This window comes from Nocardia mangyaensis (genome assembly GCF_001886715.1).
Taxonomy (GTDB): domain Bacteria; phylum Actinomycetota; class Actinomycetes; order Mycobacteriales; family Mycobacteriaceae; genus Nocardia; species Nocardia mangyaensis.
The window spans coordinates 1,699,492-1,714,405 of sequence record NZ_CP018082.1; the positions used below are offsets into that span (position 1 = coordinate 1,699,492).

At 62.1% G+C, this 14,914-nt stretch carries 20 protein-coding genes; 10 read left to right on the forward strand and 10 right to left on the reverse strand.

The genetic code is table 11. The annotated features are described in order from the left end of the window. Positions 1–6: 6 nt before the first annotated feature. Together BOX37_RS07710 and BOX37_RS07715 are read right to left on the reverse strand one after the other, a co-directional pair. Positions 7–450 carry an SRPBCC family protein gene (locus BOX37_RS07710; protein ID WP_071927042.1) on the reverse strand — a complete coding sequence of 148 codons (444 nt, stop codon included), beginning with the start codon at positions 448–450 and terminating at the stop codon, positions 7–9. A gap of 46 nt (positions 451–496) precedes the next feature. Next, positions 497–901 (reverse strand): nitroreductase family deazaflavin-dependent oxidoreductase, encoded by a 405-nt coding sequence (locus tag BOX37_RS07715; protein WP_071927043.1) that lies wholly within the window; start codon positions 899–901, stop codon positions 497–499. Between the two features lie 85 nt (positions 902–986). Between BOX37_RS07715 and BOX37_RS07720 the strand changes: the two genes are divergently transcribed. Further along, the gene (locus BOX37_RS07720; protein ID WP_071927044.1) at positions 987–1,643 is read left to right on the forward strand and encodes a TetR/AcrR family transcriptional regulator; all 657 of its coding nucleotides are present in this window, start codon (positions 987–989) and stop codon (positions 1,641–1,643) included. A 42-nt stretch (positions 1,644–1,685) separates the two neighbouring features. On the opposite strand, the gene BOX37_RS07725 is transcribed toward BOX37_RS07720, so the two are convergent. Then, positions 1,686–2,816, reverse strand: coding sequence for a serine hydrolase domain-containing protein (locus tag BOX37_RS07725; protein WP_071931269.1), 1,131 nt, complete (start codon positions 2,814–2,816; stop codon positions 1,686–1,688). A 78-nt stretch (positions 2,817–2,894) separates the two neighbouring features. Further along, positions 2,895–3,539: a DUF4241 domain-containing protein gene (locus BOX37_RS07730; RefSeq protein WP_071927045.1), complete on the reverse strand. Its 645-nt coding sequence runs from the start codon at positions 3,537–3,539 to the stop codon at positions 2,895–2,897. Positions 3,540–3,827: 288 nt separating this feature from the next. Between BOX37_RS07730 and BOX37_RS07735 the strand changes: the two genes are divergently transcribed. Continuing rightward, entirely contained in the window at positions 3,828–4,817 is a 990-nt protein-coding gene (locus BOX37_RS07735) for an NAD(P)-dependent alcohol dehydrogenase (RefSeq protein ID WP_156910313.1), read from the forward strand. Here the strand turns inward: BOX37_RS07735 and BOX37_RS34850 are convergent. Beyond that, positions 4,802–5,026 (reverse strand): dihydrofolate reductase family protein, encoded by a 225-nt coding sequence (locus BOX37_RS34850; RefSeq protein ID WP_071927046.1) that lies wholly within the window; start codon positions 5,024–5,026, stop codon positions 4,802–4,804. The genes BOX37_RS07735 and BOX37_RS34850 overlap by 16 nt on opposite strands. Positions 5,027–5,391: 365 nt before the next feature. Continuing rightward, positions 5,392–6,501, reverse strand: a complete 1,110-nt coding sequence (locus tag BOX37_RS07745; RefSeq protein ID WP_071927047.1) for a helix-turn-helix domain-containing protein — start codon at positions 6,499–6,501, stop codon at positions 5,392–5,394. Positions 6,502–6,811: 310 nt separating this feature from the next. On the opposite strand from BOX37_RS07745, the gene BOX37_RS07750 reads away from it, so the two are divergent. From BOX37_RS07750 to BOX37_RS07780, 8 genes are all read left to right on the forward strand, one after another. Further along, positions 6,812–7,066 carry a hypothetical protein gene (locus BOX37_RS07750; RefSeq protein WP_071927048.1) on the forward strand — a complete coding sequence of 85 codons (255 nt, stop codon included), beginning with the start codon at positions 6,812–6,814 and terminating at the stop codon, positions 7,064–7,066. Next, a complete protein-coding gene (locus BOX37_RS33785) occupies positions 7,063–7,233 on the forward strand; it encodes a hypothetical protein (protein WP_156910314.1) in 171 nt (56 codons plus the stop codon). Before BOX37_RS07750 ends, BOX37_RS33785 begins: the two co-directional genes overlap by 4 nt. A gap of 56 nt (positions 7,234–7,289) precedes the next feature. Next, on the forward strand, positions 7,290–7,832 hold the full coding sequence (locus tag BOX37_RS07755; RefSeq protein WP_071927049.1) for a hypothetical protein: 543 nt from the start codon (positions 7,290–7,292) through the stop codon (positions 7,830–7,832). A 7-nt stretch (positions 7,833–7,839) separates the two neighbouring features. Continuing rightward, the gene (locus BOX37_RS35150) at positions 7,840–8,193 is read left to right on the forward strand and encodes a site-specific integrase (protein WP_071927050.1); all 354 of its coding nucleotides are present in this window, start codon (positions 7,840–7,842) and stop codon (positions 8,191–8,193) included. Between the two features lie 2 nt (positions 8,194–8,195). After that, a complete protein-coding gene (locus tag BOX37_RS35155; protein ID WP_240505261.1) occupies positions 8,196–8,603 on the forward strand; it encodes a tyrosine-type recombinase/integrase in 408 nt (135 codons plus the stop codon). A 412-nt stretch (positions 8,604–9,015) separates the two neighbouring features. Then, the gene (locus tag BOX37_RS36070; protein WP_420811614.1) at positions 9,016–9,114 is read left to right on the forward strand and encodes a hypothetical protein; all 99 of its coding nucleotides are present in this window, start codon (positions 9,016–9,018) and stop codon (positions 9,112–9,114) included. Between the two features lie 85 nt (positions 9,115–9,199). Then, positions 9,200–10,906 carry an ATP-dependent nuclease gene (locus BOX37_RS07775; RefSeq protein ID WP_071927052.1) on the forward strand — a complete coding sequence of 569 codons (1,707 nt, stop codon included), beginning with the start codon at positions 9,200–9,202 and terminating at the stop codon, positions 10,904–10,906. After that, positions 10,903–12,639: a UvrD-helicase domain-containing protein gene (locus tag BOX37_RS07780; RefSeq protein WP_071927053.1), complete on the forward strand. Its 1,737-nt coding sequence runs from the start codon at positions 10,903–10,905 to the stop codon at positions 12,637–12,639. Before BOX37_RS07775 ends, BOX37_RS07780 begins: the two co-directional genes overlap by 4 nt. A 29-nt stretch (positions 12,640–12,668) precedes the next feature. Here the strand turns inward: BOX37_RS07780 and BOX37_RS07785 are convergent, their stop codons facing one another. From BOX37_RS07785 to BOX37_RS07800, 4 genes are all read right to left on the reverse strand, one after another. Then, positions 12,669–13,067: a recombinase family protein gene (locus tag BOX37_RS07785; RefSeq protein WP_071927054.1), complete on the reverse strand. Its 399-nt coding sequence runs from the start codon at positions 13,065–13,067 to the stop codon at positions 12,669–12,671. 2 nt (positions 13,068–13,069) lie between these two features. Further along, entirely contained in the window at positions 13,070–13,795 is a 726-nt protein-coding gene (locus tag BOX37_RS07790) for an ImmA/IrrE family metallo-endopeptidase (protein WP_071927055.1), read from the reverse strand. Positions 13,796–13,919: 124 nt separating this feature from the next. Continuing rightward, positions 13,920–14,315 (reverse strand): helix-turn-helix domain-containing protein, encoded by a 396-nt coding sequence (locus tag BOX37_RS07795; RefSeq protein ID WP_071927056.1) that lies wholly within the window; start codon positions 14,313–14,315, stop codon positions 13,920–13,922. Positions 14,316–14,537: 222 nt separating this feature from the next. Continuing rightward, positions 14,538–14,903 (reverse strand): hypothetical protein, encoded by a 366-nt coding sequence (locus BOX37_RS07800; protein ID WP_071927057.1) that lies wholly within the window; start codon positions 14,901–14,903, stop codon positions 14,538–14,540. Between the last annotated feature and the right edge of the window lie 11 nt (positions 14,904–14,914).

Consider the following 14,914-nt stretch of genomic DNA (forward strand, 5'->3'; position numbering starts at 1 on the left):
GGTCGTTCAGAGATCGTCGAGCACGCCGCCCAGCTTCGTCAGAAGCTGCCGCCACCCGCGTTCGAGGTTGTTCCGCTGCATCCGCTGACGTTTGTCGGTGATGTCGAAACCCGTGGTGGTGAGCAGTAATCGGGTTCCGTGGCCCTGCGGTTGCAGGGTCCAGCTGACGATCCAGCGAGCCGGTTGTGGGCCGCGCATATCCATCCAGCTCCACGACATCGCGCGACCCGGTGTCACGGTGAGTACCTCGCAGGCGACCTCGGCCGGTGGGTTCGACGGGATCGTGAACAGGAACGACGTCCCGACCTGTGCGTCGAAGCCGATCGATGGCAGGAGCCACTGGTCGATCACGGTCGGATCGGTGAGGGCGTGCCAAACAGCTTCGGGTGGTTGGGGATAGAACCTGCCGAGTTCGACTTGCGCTGGGTCGAGCTCGTTTTCGCTACCCACGGGGTGATCTCCTGAGCGTTCGGCGGTCCGACCCCAACCAGGTTACTCACTCCCGCGGCCTCCGGTTCGTCGTGTGCCGCGCCTCGACCAGGTCCATGCGGAGAAACTCGTTGATGCGCAACAGTTTCGGCGGGCGGGCCACGTCGGCGGGCATGGCCTCGAAAGCCTCGTCTCGGCCGACCACCCGTGGCGCGGTGAGTTCCAAGTCGTGCCCCTCCACTCGCAGACGCGCGCTTCCGCTGGTCAAAATGTTGCGCACCCAGTCCGAACCCGATCCGTAGACGAGCACGAACAGGTAGCCGCCCTCGACGGGATGCGCGTCGAGCGGCGTGCGGTATGTCGTGCCGGACGCGCGGCCGACGTGCGTGAGCACCGGCCACTTCCCGCTCGCCACCGCGCGCGGATTGAACACCCGCTTGTTGATGTGTCCCCACCATCTCGGCATCGGCATCGCGGCCTCCTCTGTTCGGATCTTACATATGTAAGGGTGGCTTACGCATGTAAGGTTGTCAACAGTTCGCACCAGAGGAGCCGCGATGCCCACACCGCCGTCGACCCGGCAGCCACTCAGCAGAGATCGCGTGCTCGCCGCCGCGATCCAGGTCGCCGATCGCGGCGGCGCGGCAGCGATCACCATGCGCAAGGTCGCCCAGGAACTCGGAGTGGAGGCCATGTCGCTCTACCACCACGTGCCGAACAAGGACGCGATCCTCGACGGTGTGGTCGACGCGGTGTTCGCGGCGATCGAGCTACCCGACGGCGACGGAGACTGGCGTGCCGCGATCCGCGCCCGTGCGTCGTCGGCTCGCGCGGTCCTGTCCCGGCACAGCTGGGCCCTCGGCCTCATGGATTCCCGGCGCAACCCCGGCCCGGCGACGCTGCGCCACCACGACGCCGTTCTCGGCGTCCTCCGCCGCGCGGGCTTCACCCTTCCCCTGGCCGCCCACGCCGTCGCCCTCATCGACAGCTACGTCAGCGGATCGGTCCTCCAGGAAGCGAACCTCCCGGTGACCACGCCGGGCGACGTCGAGGAGGTCGCCACGACCATCCTCGCCGACCTCCCGACCACCGAACTGCCCTATCTCACCGAAATGATCGTCGACCACGCCCTCCAGCCGGGCTACGACCACACCACCGAATTCGCCTACGGCCTCGATCTCATTCTCGACGCCCTCGAGTCACGCCGGACGTAGACATACCGCGCACGTCCGTGGCGAGTGTGCGCCAACTCGACCTCACGCGCGCCAGATGTTGAGGCAGCGCGTCATGAGCCGGAAGGGGATGGCCCGTCCCTTGGTCTGGTCGACGGTGCCCGTGAGGTGCAGGTCGAGTTCTGGACAGTGGAAGAGCCAGGTGCCGGTCGCCCCCGAGTGGCCGATGAGGGTGACGGGGTGTCGGCCCGCCGACGCGAGTCGACCGACTCCGAAGAACATGGTGCCCAATCCGTACCGGAGGACGGGGATGTTGCGCAGTCTGTTGCGGCGCTCGGTGAGCAGGCGCGACGAACTCTGCTCACGGAAGAGTTCACCGCCGAGCAGTGCTCGCTGAAAGGTGAGCAGATCGCCACTGCTGCTGAACAAGTCGTTGCTGGACTGGATCAACGAGGGGAGTTCGACGCGACGCTGTTTCGCGTAGAGCGGTGTGGGTGCCGCCGTCGACTCCGGCGGGCGATGCCCGGGTAGCCAGGTACTCGTCAATCCGAGCGGTCCGATGATCCGTTCTGTCAGGAGTTCGGCGAACGAGCGCTGGGTAGCCGTTTCGAGGATGCGGATGAGCAGCTGGAATCCGGTGTCGGAGTATCGCGCCTTCTGCCGGGAGACGGTGAGGTCCTGCGGTGCGAAGTGGGGCCGTTGCTGGTCGCGGGTGGTTCGGATCATGTCCTCGAACGTCCACGCCACGTCCCGGCCGGCGGCGAGCTGGTCGTCCAGGCTGGGGCCCCCACGACGCTTTTCGAAGTGGTCGGGCAACCCTGAGGTGTGGCTGGCGAGGTGGCGCACCGTGATCGCGGAGGTCCGGTCGACTCCGCCGAGCACGTGAAGTCCGTCGGTCGCCTGCGTCGGCAGGTAGCCGGTGATCGGTGCGCCCAGTTCGATCTCGCCGCGCTCGGCGGCCTGGATCACCAACGCGATGATGAAGCGTTTGGTGATGCTCGCGATGAAGAAGGGGTCGTCAGGGCGTATCGGGTGATCGGCACGGCCTGAGGCGGCTGACCAGCGCTGTGTCCCCTCCCCGTTCGCGATGGTGAGGGCGGCGTGGTGGACGTCGCGTCGCGTGACCAGTTTCTCCAGGAGATCGGTCAGTCGCGCGCCGACCTCGGCGGGAACGCGATTGTCGGGTGCGACGGTGGTGGCCGGCGGCAAGCTCATATCCATGAGACCCTATCGCGGTCGGCAGCGACCGCCACTCTCCGAAAAGTTTCGCCGCCCGCGCGAGGCGATACCAGCTCATGCGTTGGGGAACAGCATGAAGTCGGTGACCAACCCGGTGACCTCGCCGTGCTCGCCCCGGAGCACAAAAGTCGGATAGACGCCGTTGCCCCGACCGGAACTCAGGATGCTGACGTTCGCGCCGGTCTCCTCGTCGGTGACCGCAGAGATGTAGCCGAGAGCGGGCTCGGTGGGGAGTGGCCGGGGAACGTAGACCGCATCGACCTCGCTGATGTCCCAGCGCCACAGGGCCTTCAGCGCCTCGACGTCGGCGAGGGTGGCGCAGCCGGCGTCGACGGTGTGCCCTGTGTAGGCCCCTTCCTCCCGGAGGTCGGCGGCCGACTCGTCGGCGAGGAAAGCCATCTCCCACGTCAGCGCGGGTGCCGCACTGATGCGCAGCTCCAGCAACGCGTTGCGCCGGTCGACCTGCTTGCCGCGCTTGAACTGCGTTGCGACCCAGGCGAACAGCGGATAGGCGCCTGGGGCGACAGTCACCGGGAACGGCTCGTCGTCACGGGTGGAGAGGGGATCGCAGGCGACCACGCGACCGGTCGGCAGGACGACCGGGTCGAGTGCGCATGACTCGATGACGAACTCCGACCGCTTCCACCTGTGCCGGTAGCCGTCGACCATGAGGATGTCCAGGTCGGGGTCGTACACCACACCGCGATCCTAGCGACGCGCCCCCTTCGAGGCGGTCGGCGGCCAGGTGAATTCTCCCGCCCGGCTCGAACCTCTTGCCAGTGTTCGGGCACCGTGCAGGACGGAGCCGGAGGTTGTCGTGCCAGATCGTCACGGCCACCGATCATGGAGGCGAATGTGGCCGACGCTGCTGCTCGCGAAGTCGACGTCGTGGCCACAAACCGGGAGGGTGTCCGAGGTTTCGGACAGCGTCGGCGGGTGTTTCGTCGACCAGGACGTCGAAAGAAGAGTTGCGCTACAGTCCGTTTCATGAAGGCAGCGGTGCATTCGCGATACGGCTCTCCTGAGGTGGTTCACGTCGCCGAGGTGGTCCAGCCGAAGCCTGACCACAGCGATGTGCTCGTCCGGATTCAGGCGACCACGGTGAACCGGACCGACTGTGCGTATCGGGCGGCACAGCCCTTCATCGTTCGGTCCTTCACGGGATTGTGGCGGCCGAAGCGCCTGATTCTCGGGACCGAGTTCGCGGGCGAAGTAGCAGCGGTTGGTGACGCGGTCACCTCCTTCGCCGTCGGCGATCGGGTCTTCGGATACAACGAGGGACCTTTCGGATGCCACGCCGAATACCTGTCGATTCCGGAAACCGGTTCGCTGGCAAAGATTCCGGCGAACCTACGTTGCGAAGACGCCGCACCTGCGACGGAAGGAGCGCACTACGCGCTGACGTTTCTTGACGCCGCGGCAGTCGGCAGCGGGCACCGCGTGCTGGTCAACGGCGCGACCGGCGCTATCGGCTCCGCCGCCGTCCAATTGGGGAAGGCGCGCGGCGCGGAAGTGACGGCGGTCTGCGACACGGAGCGAATGGATCTGGTCAGGGGGCTGGGCGCGGATCGGGTAATCGACTACACAGTCGAGGATTTCACGGCCGAGGATCATGCCTATGACGTGGTCATCGATGCGGTGGGAATGAGTTCATTCGGCCGTTGCGCGCGCTTGCTGAAAACCGGGGGTGTATACCTGTCGTCGGAGGCGGGCAGGTTTGGCCAGAACCTCCTGCTGGCGGCGGTTACGCCGTTGGCCGGTCGCAAGAAGGTCGTCTTCGCGGTGCCGAAGCACGATCAGGCGATGGTGCGGTACCTGGCGGAGCTGCTGACCACAGGTGAGTTCGCCCCGGTGGTCGACCGGCGGTTTCCGCTGGACGAGATCGTGGAGGCTTATCGGTACGTGGAAACGGGGCACAAGACAGGCAATGTGGTGATCACTGTCGGTACCGCTGAATCGGATCAGGAGCGTGGATAGGCGCGGGTACTGGTCGTGCTCGGGCTGATGCAGACCGTTTCATGGTGCCGATTGCGGCGCTCGTGCGCGAACGGGCCCCAGTCGGCGAGGTAGCGCAGCATCATCGCGGTGGTGAACTGCCTCCGCTCGGCCGATCGGAGCCGGATGTGCTTGTCCAGTGCGGGGGAACAGCGGTGTCCGCCGCCGAGCACCACGGGCGAGACGAACACCGATGCGATCTTCTTCGCGCCCGAATTCCTCGGCGCTCATGCGGACCGCATCGGTCGACGAATCATCATATCCGTTGGGGTTTCGGCGATGGCTACCGGAACCTGACGGTGCGTTCTTGCCCGACGTCGTGGGCGTGAAACTCGCAGGTGTGCTGCTATCGCTGCGCAGAGGGGATCGAACCCCCGACCGCTGGTGTGTAAAAGCGCCCATCAACGTCCGCCCTGTTCCACTCCGTCCGATGAGTCCAGGTCAGCGCGGTATCCACGTCCGTGGTGTGCTGCCCTGTCCGCCCCGTATCGGTCCGTCTTGGCAAGCTCTAGGCAAGTTCCCGGTTCGCGATATCCGGCCGCTGACCTGCGCAGATTCATGCCGGGTAGGTGTCTTGGAACGCTTCGCGCACGATGGCCGCGCCGTGCGCGTCCTGCTGCCCGATCCCGTTCACGATCTCCGACACCCGCCAGTAGTGCGACGGGACCAACCGGCCGCCGGTGACCACGCCCAGCGCCACGCTCGCCGCCTCATCTGGCTTGTCAGCGGCGACCAGCGCGAGGCCCAGGTCCAAGCTCGCCATCGCGATACGGCGTGGCCTGACACACACGGCGCGCTCCAGATCGGCGACGACGTGGCGAGCGTAGACCTCGGCCGCCGGGTCACCGAGCCAGGACAGCGTGGTGGCGACGTAGGTATCGGCCTTTGACGGGTCGTAGCGAAAGTGATGCTCCGGCCGGTCGGGGGTGCGTAGACCGGACACCAGGCGCGCGACGCTGCGCAGCGCCCCGTATGTGCCCGCACTGTCCCCGATGCGGGCCAGGGCGCGGCCCTGCTGCGCGGTCGCCTGGATGTAGGCCGAACTGTCGGCCGGGGCGATGTCGCACGCCGCCTGTGACAACTTGACCGCTTCGGCGAACTCCCGATTGATGAGGTGCTGCCACGCCCGAGTCTCCAGCGTCCAGGCCGATATTTCGGGGTGCTCGGACTCTTCGGCGATATCGCGGGCGGCGCGCAGCCGGGCGGCGGCGGCGGGTAGTTCGTCCAGGTCTATGTGGCACGTCCCGGCCAGCAGCGAGAGCCACCCGGCGGTCACCAGCAGGCGGCGGTGCTGGACCAGGGTCATTTTCCCGTCCAACAACCGCGCGGTGTACCCCATGTGTTGCCGGATATCGACCAGCAGTTCGGCGGGCGCGGTGGTGGAGTAGGCCGACGCCAGATCGTCCACGGCCATCTCCAGCCGGTCCAGGGTGTCCCCGCCGACATCGGACGCCGCGACCCGCCGTATCCATTCGGCCCCGGCACGTTCTCCATCGGCCGATTCACCCAGAGCGGCGGTATAGGCGGCGGCGACCTCGGCCGGTACCGGCCGCTTGCCGGACTCGATGAGCGACAGATACGCGGGTGAGTAGTGCGTCAGCCGGGCGATTTCGAGCCCTATCCCAGCCGCCTCACGCGCGGCTCTCAGCTGTGCGCCCGGTTCCATCGCGGTGATCCTTCGGCTCGGGGAGCTGTGAACACTCTGTCAACACCGTAAGCCTGTGACCACCAATTATGCACGTCTAGCGTTGATTTCAGCCCCACCGCCGGGGTATGCCGGGCAACGCTGGCTCGGCACATCGGGCGCAGTGAGCTGCGGGACGATGGCGAAAGCTCTGCGGCGGTGGGCGCACTGACCTGACACCCACAGGGGGACCCGTGACACTGCCCCAGCGCACGCCGCACACGAAACGACCGCACCCGGTAGAAGTCGCGCCACCCGAGGTGATCCGGCGGCTACTCGTCGCGCTCGATCGGTGGGAACCGAAGCGGCGGGCATCGTGAGCGGCCCGGTACAGCTCCGCCTCGATGAGCTGACCGAACGGGCCGCGTTGCGCTCGATGGCGATCCGCAAGGCGCACGAACCGCCGTACGGGTGGGAGTTGTACAGCCCGTTCCGCGTGGTCGTCACGGGGTCGCTGGACAACGTGGCCGCGTGGCTGACCGCAGCCGAAGCGCGCGACGATCAACCGCCGGTGCTGAGCGTGGCAGGCGAGAGGGCCGACGGGTGATCACGTTCGGGTTCATCCTCGCGATCGGCCTGCCGCTGCTCGTGGTGTTCGGCACGATCGTGTGGCCGGAGCCGATTCCACCCGAACGCACGGTGGACGCGATCCGGCGACGGGTGGAGTCCGAGTCCGAACGGAATCGAGTTCGCCGCCGACCACCGCCGTGGTGATCGTGGTCGACCTCCGCTCTGACCGGCCGAATGCGCGTTCTGACCACCGATAACAGGTGGATATCGGCGTGCGGCAGGACGGCAAGCGCCACCGTAAGCACTTCACCTTCACCAACAAGACCGAAGCGCGGCGCGAATACCGCCGCATCAGTACCGAAGTCGTGAACGGTACCTACGTCGGGCCAGCGAAGACCACGGTCGGCGAACACATCGGCAAGTGGCTGGACGGGCGGCGCGATGTTCGCCGCGTGACTCTGGAGGGCTACCGCGACGCGCTGAAACCGGTTGTGGAGCGATTGGGAAAGCTCCCGCTCCAGCAACTCACGAAGGCGCACGTGGATCGCCTGGTGACGTGGCGGCTAACCGAAGGCCGTCAGGTGCAACGGAAACCGGGCGCGGCATCGGACGCCGTGCTGGTGTTCGTGGCAGCGCAGTCGGACGGCGTGCGGTACGCCCAGGTTGCCGAGAAGTTCGGCGAGAAGGGCGCGCGGTATCTCGGGGCCGCTGCTCGGCTCGGGCGCGATCGTCCGGCCGAAGAGCGGCCTGTACGTCGCCACGACGGACGCGCCCGCAGCGCCCGAACTCCGTGGGGTGTCTGAACGCACGGTGACCACCATGCTGATTCAGTTGACCGCCGCGCTGGACGACGCGGTGTCGCAAGGTCTGGTGACGCGCGATGTCGCCCGCTTGGTTCGGCGGCCCGACATCACCGATACCGAGATGAACGTCTGGACGCGCGAACAGGCGGCGGTGTTCCGGGACCACGTACGCGCTCACCGGCTGCACGCGCTGTTCCTGTTGTCGCTGTGCGGATTGCGCCGCTCGGAAATCATGGGGCTGCGCTGGTCACGGATCGACGGGGCAACGCCCACTGTGGCGCGCGGTCGGGTCACGGTCGGCAAGGACACCGAAGAGGGTGATCCGAAGTCACGGCGCAGCCGCCGCCGGCCGACGTGGTGACCGTGCTGCATCGGTTCCGGGTCGCGCAGAAGGCCGAAGCGCTCGCGCTCGGCGTCGCGTGGTCCGACGATCGTCTGGTCGCGGTCCACGAAGATGGTTCGGCGATCCGGCCGGAGTGGTACACCGACGAATTCCAGCGCCAGGCGAAGGCGGCGGGTCTGCCGGTGATCCGCCTGCACGATGCTCGGCACACCGCCGCGACGAACCTGCTGGATTCGGGCGCATCGGTGTCGGCGGCGGCGAAGTGGCTGGGACATGACCCGGCGATCCTGCTGCGGGTCTACGGGCACGTCTACGACGAAGCGCTGAGTCTGCCGGGGCAGTGCTGTTCGGTGGCACCGAATCGGCCACCGGCACGTAGTTCCGCCGACCCGTTGGCAAGTTCTAGGCAAGCTCAACGGGTGAAGTGATGTCGGGGGAGTGGAGCCGGGTGTGAGAAACAGCGTCTGACATGCTGTTTCGTAGGTGGGCCTCATAAGAACCTACTCGAATCGATACAACGCTGACCACCTCCAAGGGGTCATCGCTCGCGTCGCCTCAACTTCCCAACGTCCGCCATCGGAGGCTCCACCAGCCCGTCGTTTCCGCATCGACCGTCGCCTCACCCCCGAACAGATTGCCGAACTGGTCACCGCCTACAAGAGTGGTACCTCCACGCCCAAGCTCTGCAAGCAGTACGAACTGTCCAAAGGCGGCGTCCTCAAGGTCTTGGCCGATAACAACGTCCTCATGCGCCAACAGCAACACCTCACGGAATCCCAGATTGACACTGCCGTCGAGCAGTACCAAGCCGGAGACTCTCTCGCCACCATCGCCAAACAGATGGGTAGCGCCGCCACCACCGTTCGACGGGTGCTGCAAGAGCGGGGTGTAGCCATGCGGCCAAGCGGAAGAGGTCGACGCGGGCAAACTGATCGCTAACTCCAAGTCCTACAGTGGATCTCAACTCGGACAGTTCGCGATTGCTCAGCGGTTACTGGTCGGTTGCACGGTAGGATCATGCGGCATGAGGCTGAGCCGATTCACTGTGTCGAACTTCCGAAACCTTCGCGCTCTGGACATCACGTTAGACGGTGGTGCTGTTGTCGTTGGGGAGAATAGTAGCGGCAAGAGTAATCTCCTATATGCCCTCAGGCTCGTTCTCGATCCTGGTATGTCAGGCCAGCAGCGGACGTTAACCAGCGAAGATTTTTCGGAATCCCTCGGCACTGACCCAATGGCAAACGGGCATGTCATTTCTATCTCCGTTGAAATAGACGATTTTGATACCAATGCTGGCTTGTTGGCCACTCTTAGAGATGCGCTAATTTCCGGCAGCCCAATGAAGGCGAAACTCACCTATCAGTTCCGTCCTCGACAAAAGGTTGATCCGCAGAGTGCACCGGTCTATGAATGGCTCATATACGGTGGACTGGACGAGAATCAACGGATTAGTGGCGAACTTCGCAATTATCTCTATCATGAACATATGCACGCGCTCCGGGACGTGCAGAGCGATTTGGCCTCTTGGCGGCGTTCCCCGCTTCGGCCGGTTTTGGAGGAAATCTCACGAACGGCAAGCGCCAGCGATTTGGATATCGTAAAGAAAGCGCTGGAAGACGCCAACTCTGCAATACGCAATCTTCCGGGGGTGAAGGATGCTAGCATTGATATAGCTGATCATGGTCAGCTGCTTGTAGGTCCAATTCATCGGCTTGATCCGACGCTTGATATCACTCCAGCGGACCCTGCACGCACCCTCCGCTCATTGCAGTTATTTATCGACGGCGCTTCTCAACGCTCGTTGGCGAGTGCGAGTTTGGGGGCACTCAATGTCCTGTATCTGGCTCTGCTTCAGCTGAAGCTTCAGCGCCTGCTTGATAGTCGAGAAATTGAGCATGCTCTGATCACGATAGAAGAACCGGAAGCGCACTTGCATGTGCACCTGCAACGACGCGCGTTTGAGGGTCTTCTGAGAAGCGATAATGATAAACGGAGCACAATTGTCACAACGCACAGTCCGCATATTGTATCAGTCGTAAATCCGAAAAAGCTGGTTATCCTTCGGAACTCCGATGTCGAGACGGAAGCCTTCGCTGCTGTGAATGCTGATCTCTCAGAGACTGAGTGGGATGATCTGGGTCGCTACCTTGACGCCACCAGGTCCGAGCTAGTTTTCGCTCGTCGAGTTCTACTGGTTGAAGGATTTGCAGAGCAAGTGTTAGCAGCGAGGCTGGCAGACGCAGGTGTAAATTTCGATGAGCATGGTGTGACCGTGTGCGCTATCCATGGAACCCACTTCCTCTCTTATGTAAAGTTCTTGCGAGCGGTTGGAACACCGTATGCGGTGATCACTGACGGGGATCCTTCGGCCGGGGCTGGAAAGACGGGTGCCGACCGTGCACGCAAGATTGCAACAGTATTGGGTGAGGATCCGAACGACCCTGAGAAATCTGGAATCTTCTGCGGTCGTGAGACACTCGAAGCTGATCTGTACGATGCCAGTGATAGAAACGCTGCTGCGATGATGGAGGCATTGCTCTCATTTAATTTGAGTGCTGCCAAGGCTCAAGGATTCAGAGACAGTTATGCTAGTGGAAATTTGAGCGGATCAGACTTTGTTGGATATGTGAAAAAAATGAAGGGTAGATTTGCTCAACGGCTTACAGCGCGGAATGCAAAACTCGATGCTCCCGAGTATGTTACCCGTGCGATGGGCCACCTCATTCCGTGAGCGCGTACGATAAAGCAGTTGCAGAGCTCGCCGAAAATGAGAAGCAGTGGGAAGCGTTTGAGTCGGATGGACATTGTGCCGTCCTTGCCCCACCTGGGAGTGGTAAGACGAAACTGTTGACCACCAAGTTAGCCCGTCATCTTCTCAATGGGGATATACGTTCGCCACAGGGGCTAGCTTGTATAACGATGACCAACGATGCCGCGTTCGAACTAAGAAGACGTCTCGCAGAGCTGGGGGTTCATTCGCGGGCTACGATTTTTATCGGAACGGTGCATTCTTTTGCTCTAGGTCGAATAATTCTGCCATTCGCTAAAGCTGCTGGAAATACCGGTCTTGCGGAGAGTCGATTCGCGACAAATTCCGAATTGGATCAGGCTTTTGTGGAAGCGTTCGATCGAAGCACGTTTCTCTCTTATGAGCGTGCCACTGTGCGTGCAACAGTAAACCGGGTGCGGCAACGGCTCGACTATTCTGGCGATATACGGCTAGGTGGCCCGAGAATTGCGCAGCTCGCTTTAGAGATGAACCGTATTCTGGACGAGCGAGGAATATATGAATTTCGCGATGTAATCAGGCATGCGGTCAACTTGGTTGAGGATAACGAGTGGGTTCGAAGAGTTCTGTCTGCATCGTATTCAAGGGTGTTTGTGGATGAATACCAAGACCTAGCTCCCGGACTCGACCGGATTGTTCGCGGGATTACTCTTAGTCCAGAGACAAACTCGACCCTATTTGCAGTGGGTGATCCTGACCAGGCAATATATGGATTTTCAGGAGCGCACCCCGAACTTTTGCGTCACCTGGCTATGGAGATAAATCCGATTAACCTGGAACGCAACTATCGCAGTGGTACTGGAATAATATCTGCGGCGCTGAAGGCTTTGGGAGAGACAAGGTCGGTAATTTCCGACAAGCCTGGTGGCAGTGTGGAAATACACTCGGCTCCTGGCGGAGTTCCGGCGCAAACGCAAAAGGTGTTAGAACTAGTGGTGCATGAGGCGACCCGCGGAATCGCGTACGATCAGATAGCAGTCCTGGCTCCTTGGGGTTCGGACCGAGACGTAATTGTCAAGTATTTGCGAAGCTCGGGAGTGCCCGCATTTGCACGGTCTAATGATGATTGGGAGCCTGTTCCGATCACACTGCTGCTTGAAAATATGGCTGTATGGTCGGCGAGCTCGAATGCTCATGAACTCGCATCGAGATTGCGTGAGTTGGATTCAGTCTTGCGTGGTCAAAGCGATCACTCGATACGCCGTGACGTTGTGCAGCTGATGTTGGATTATCCGAGATCTTCGTCTGCGTCAGGGTTCGTTGAACGATTCTGTGATATTACTCTTGATATTGTGTCCAAAATGTCCGATAGCGAGGATGCGAGAGAGCTGCACAGAATGAAAACTGCGCTACATCCAGGTGGAGCTGCCGCCCATATGATGCTCGCAGACTTGGGATCCAGAGCGCGTGCACCCGGCCATGTTTATGTCTCTACAGTCCACGCTGCGAAAGGGCTTGAGTTTGATTGCGTCGTGTTGGCGGGTGCGGATAATGCCGGCTTGCCGGGATTCAATCCGTCTGATGACGAGATAGCGGAAGCAAGGAGAAAATTCTACGTATCAATAACACGAGCACGGGATCGTGTGCATATCGTCTATACCGATATGCGGGTAGCGAAAAGTGGTAGACCCTATCCCGTAACGCCAAGTCCCTTTCTTGGTGAATTGGGAATTTGATTTGACCGACCCCGTTTGTTCGCTGGTCTTCAAATGAGTCTGGATGAGGCGTCGCGAAAGACGACCCGAACACCGAGACGCCCGAAGCGGTCGCGCAGGCTGGTGCGATGAGCGTAATGCTGGGCGAACCGCCCTTGGTGAGGGAAGATCGCATAGTGAACATCTGGATGGATGCGAAGGTAGCCAAGCATCTTGCGGAGTTCCGGCCGGTAGCGCAGGGCGGTCGCAGGTACGCCGATCTCGATGAACTCCTTGACCACCCCGACCCCGAGTGCGCTGGCGGTCAGGAGCCCGTACTCACGCTGCCGCTTGATCGCCAGCGGTTCACCCTGATCGTCGGTCACGACGTTCGATGCGTTGGCGACCGAGAGGAACAGTACTGCTGGTGTGAACGCGGCTTCTGGATTGCGATCGACGCGGCGGCTCATGGTTAGGCCTCCGCCATCGCCATACGTGCCCGGCTGGGCCGAGCCCGGGAGGGGCTGTTCCTGCGGGCGGCCGTGGTGCGGGCTGGGCAGATCGGGCATTCCTTGCGTGTCGCGTTTGGAATGGGATCAATGCCGGTACCCGCCTGTGGCGTGCGCACCGACTTTCCGATACCAATCTGTGCCAGCCGTGCCGTGATGACAGCAGGGTCCACAGCGAACAGGGTGGCCAAGGCAGTAGGGTCGCGTGTTCCAGCGACCCATGCATCGGTCAACACGGTGGAGGGAACGAGCAGGAGTCCGGCGAAGTTGCGTGCGGCTCGTTCGGCCTGGCAGTTGGTTGTGTGGTGTTCGTCGCCGCGGTAGAGCTGATGGCGGTGATTGTGGTCAAGGATGTGTTTGAACTCGTAGGCCAGATGGAATCGCCGAGTGGGTTCGGCGTCCGAGGCGGCGAGCTGGACGATCCATTGCTGCTGTCCGGCGTCCCAGAACCGCAGGCTGCTGATCGGACTGTCGACCAGTTCGACGTGCAGTTGCGGCAAACTGCTGATGATCGAGTCTGGCACCGGGGCGCCGAACGACCCGTGGCGGTCGTGCAGCGATTCGGCCTGCCGCTGGGCGATTCGCAGTGCAGCACGAAAGCTCAGCGCGTGTACACGCTGGGGTGGCAACAAAGCTCGCAGGTGCGCGAGTGTGTGACTGTGGGGGCGGATAGGGGGTTCGTTGTGCATAAAGACATCTCCTCTCGGCGTTTGATCTGATTACATGAATTCTCCGTCTGGTTGTCACCCTGATCCCACCCGAGGGTTTTGGGTTGTTTTCCTCGTTTCGGCTCCGTTCCTCCTCGTTGTCTTATTACTTCGCTGTCGTGGCGTATTGATCTTCGTCGTTGCGCGGACCGTCGAAACTGATGCCTCGTGCGCGGGCGAGGCCGTCGAGATAGTTCTCGATCTCCTCCAATAGCTCGGCTGGCATATCGCAGTATTTGGCGTGAAGGTACGGGCGGATGCTCGGCAGCTCACTTGCTGGTATTCGACCGATTGCGGCGAAAATATCTGTGAGAGAGACGCCCAGGACCTCGCCGATTGCTTGCAGGCTATCGGTATGCGGCTTGATCTGCGCCGCTTCCAACCGGCTGACAGTACTCTTGGCGACACCGGCTCGCCGTGCAACTTCTGCTTGCGATAGCCCTGTACCCTCACGTTTCGATCTCAGGAAATTTCCAATATTGATTGCCTGTTCCTGATTCATTGATTTATTTACTCCTTTTTGTTTTTCGACTATAACGCCATCGTTGCGTGCATGCAACGATTATTGTAAAAACTGCAACGAAGCGAAGAGGTGAAGGTCCTATTGTTTACGGATATAAAGGAGAAGTGACCGGTCGGCCAGCGAAGAGGACTGCTCCTCGATTCGCTGATCCGACCGGCCGTGTGTCGCCGGGAGCGCGTGCTTCGCCCGACGGTTGTGGCGCTACTCGCTGGCCTGCGGGCCTCGTCGTCCGGTCGAACGACGGGTGCCTTTTGCCTCACTCTCGCCAGATTCCGTCTCGTCTTCTTGGATGGGCGGTGGCGGGGTGGGTGCGGTGAACAGGTTGGCGATAGCCTCCTGCCGTTCCCTGGCTTGCCGCTCGATTTCTTCTCGGGCGGCGGTAGCCTTGGCGATCAGCTCGGGATCTTGTTTGGCTGCCTCGATGTAGGCGTCGACCGCTTTGAACGATTCGGCCTTGAGAGTGGTGCCGCGCAGTTCGGCGATCCAGGTGAGCTGAGCGTGGCGGGCTGGGTCGAGTTTGATCGCCAGGGTGATTTCCCTGCTGCTCGATCCTTCGGGTGTGGACATCGCTCCTCCTC

Coding starts and splice junctions, on each gene's coding strand:
- BOX37_RS07790 (WP_071927055.1), bottom strand. CDS start 13,795: ATGCACAACGAACCCCCTATCCGCCCCCACAGTCACACACTCGCGCAC.
- BOX37_RS07725 (WP_071931269.1), bottom strand. CDS start 2,816: ATGAGCTTGCCGCCGGCCACCACCGTCGCACCCGACAATCGCGTTCCC.
- BOX37_RS07800 (WP_071927057.1), bottom strand. CDS start 14,903: ATGTCCACACCCGAAGGATCGAGCAGCAGGGAAATCACCCTGGCGATC.
- BOX37_RS07795 (WP_071927056.1), bottom strand. CDS start 14,315: ATGAATCAGGAACAGGCAATCAATATTGGAAATTTCCTGAGATCGAAA.
- BOX37_RS07775 (WP_071927052.1), top strand. CDS start 9,200: ATGAGGCTGAGCCGATTCACTGTGTCGAACTTCCGAAACCTTCGCGCT.
- BOX37_RS07785 (WP_071927054.1), bottom strand. CDS start 13,067: ATGAGCCGCCGCGTCGATCGCAATCCAGAAGCCGCGTTCACACCAGCA.
- BOX37_RS07745 (WP_071927047.1), bottom strand. CDS start 6,501: ATGGAACCGGGCGCACAGCTGAGAGCCGCGCGTGAGGCGGCTGGGATA.
- BOX37_RS07715 (WP_071927043.1), bottom strand. CDS start 901: ATGCCGATGCCGAGATGGTGGGGACACATCAACAAGCGGGTGTTCAAT.
- BOX37_RS36070 (WP_420811614.1), top strand. CDS start 9,016: ATGGGTAGCGCCGCCACCACCGTTCGACGGGTGCTGCAAGAGCGGGGT.
- BOX37_RS07735 (WP_156910313.1), top strand. CDS start 3,828: ATGAAGGCAGCGGTGCATTCGCGATACGGCTCTCCTGAGGTGGTTCAC.
- BOX37_RS07720 (WP_071927044.1), top strand. CDS start 987: ATGCCCACACCGCCGTCGACCCGGCAGCCACTCAGCAGAGATCGCGTG.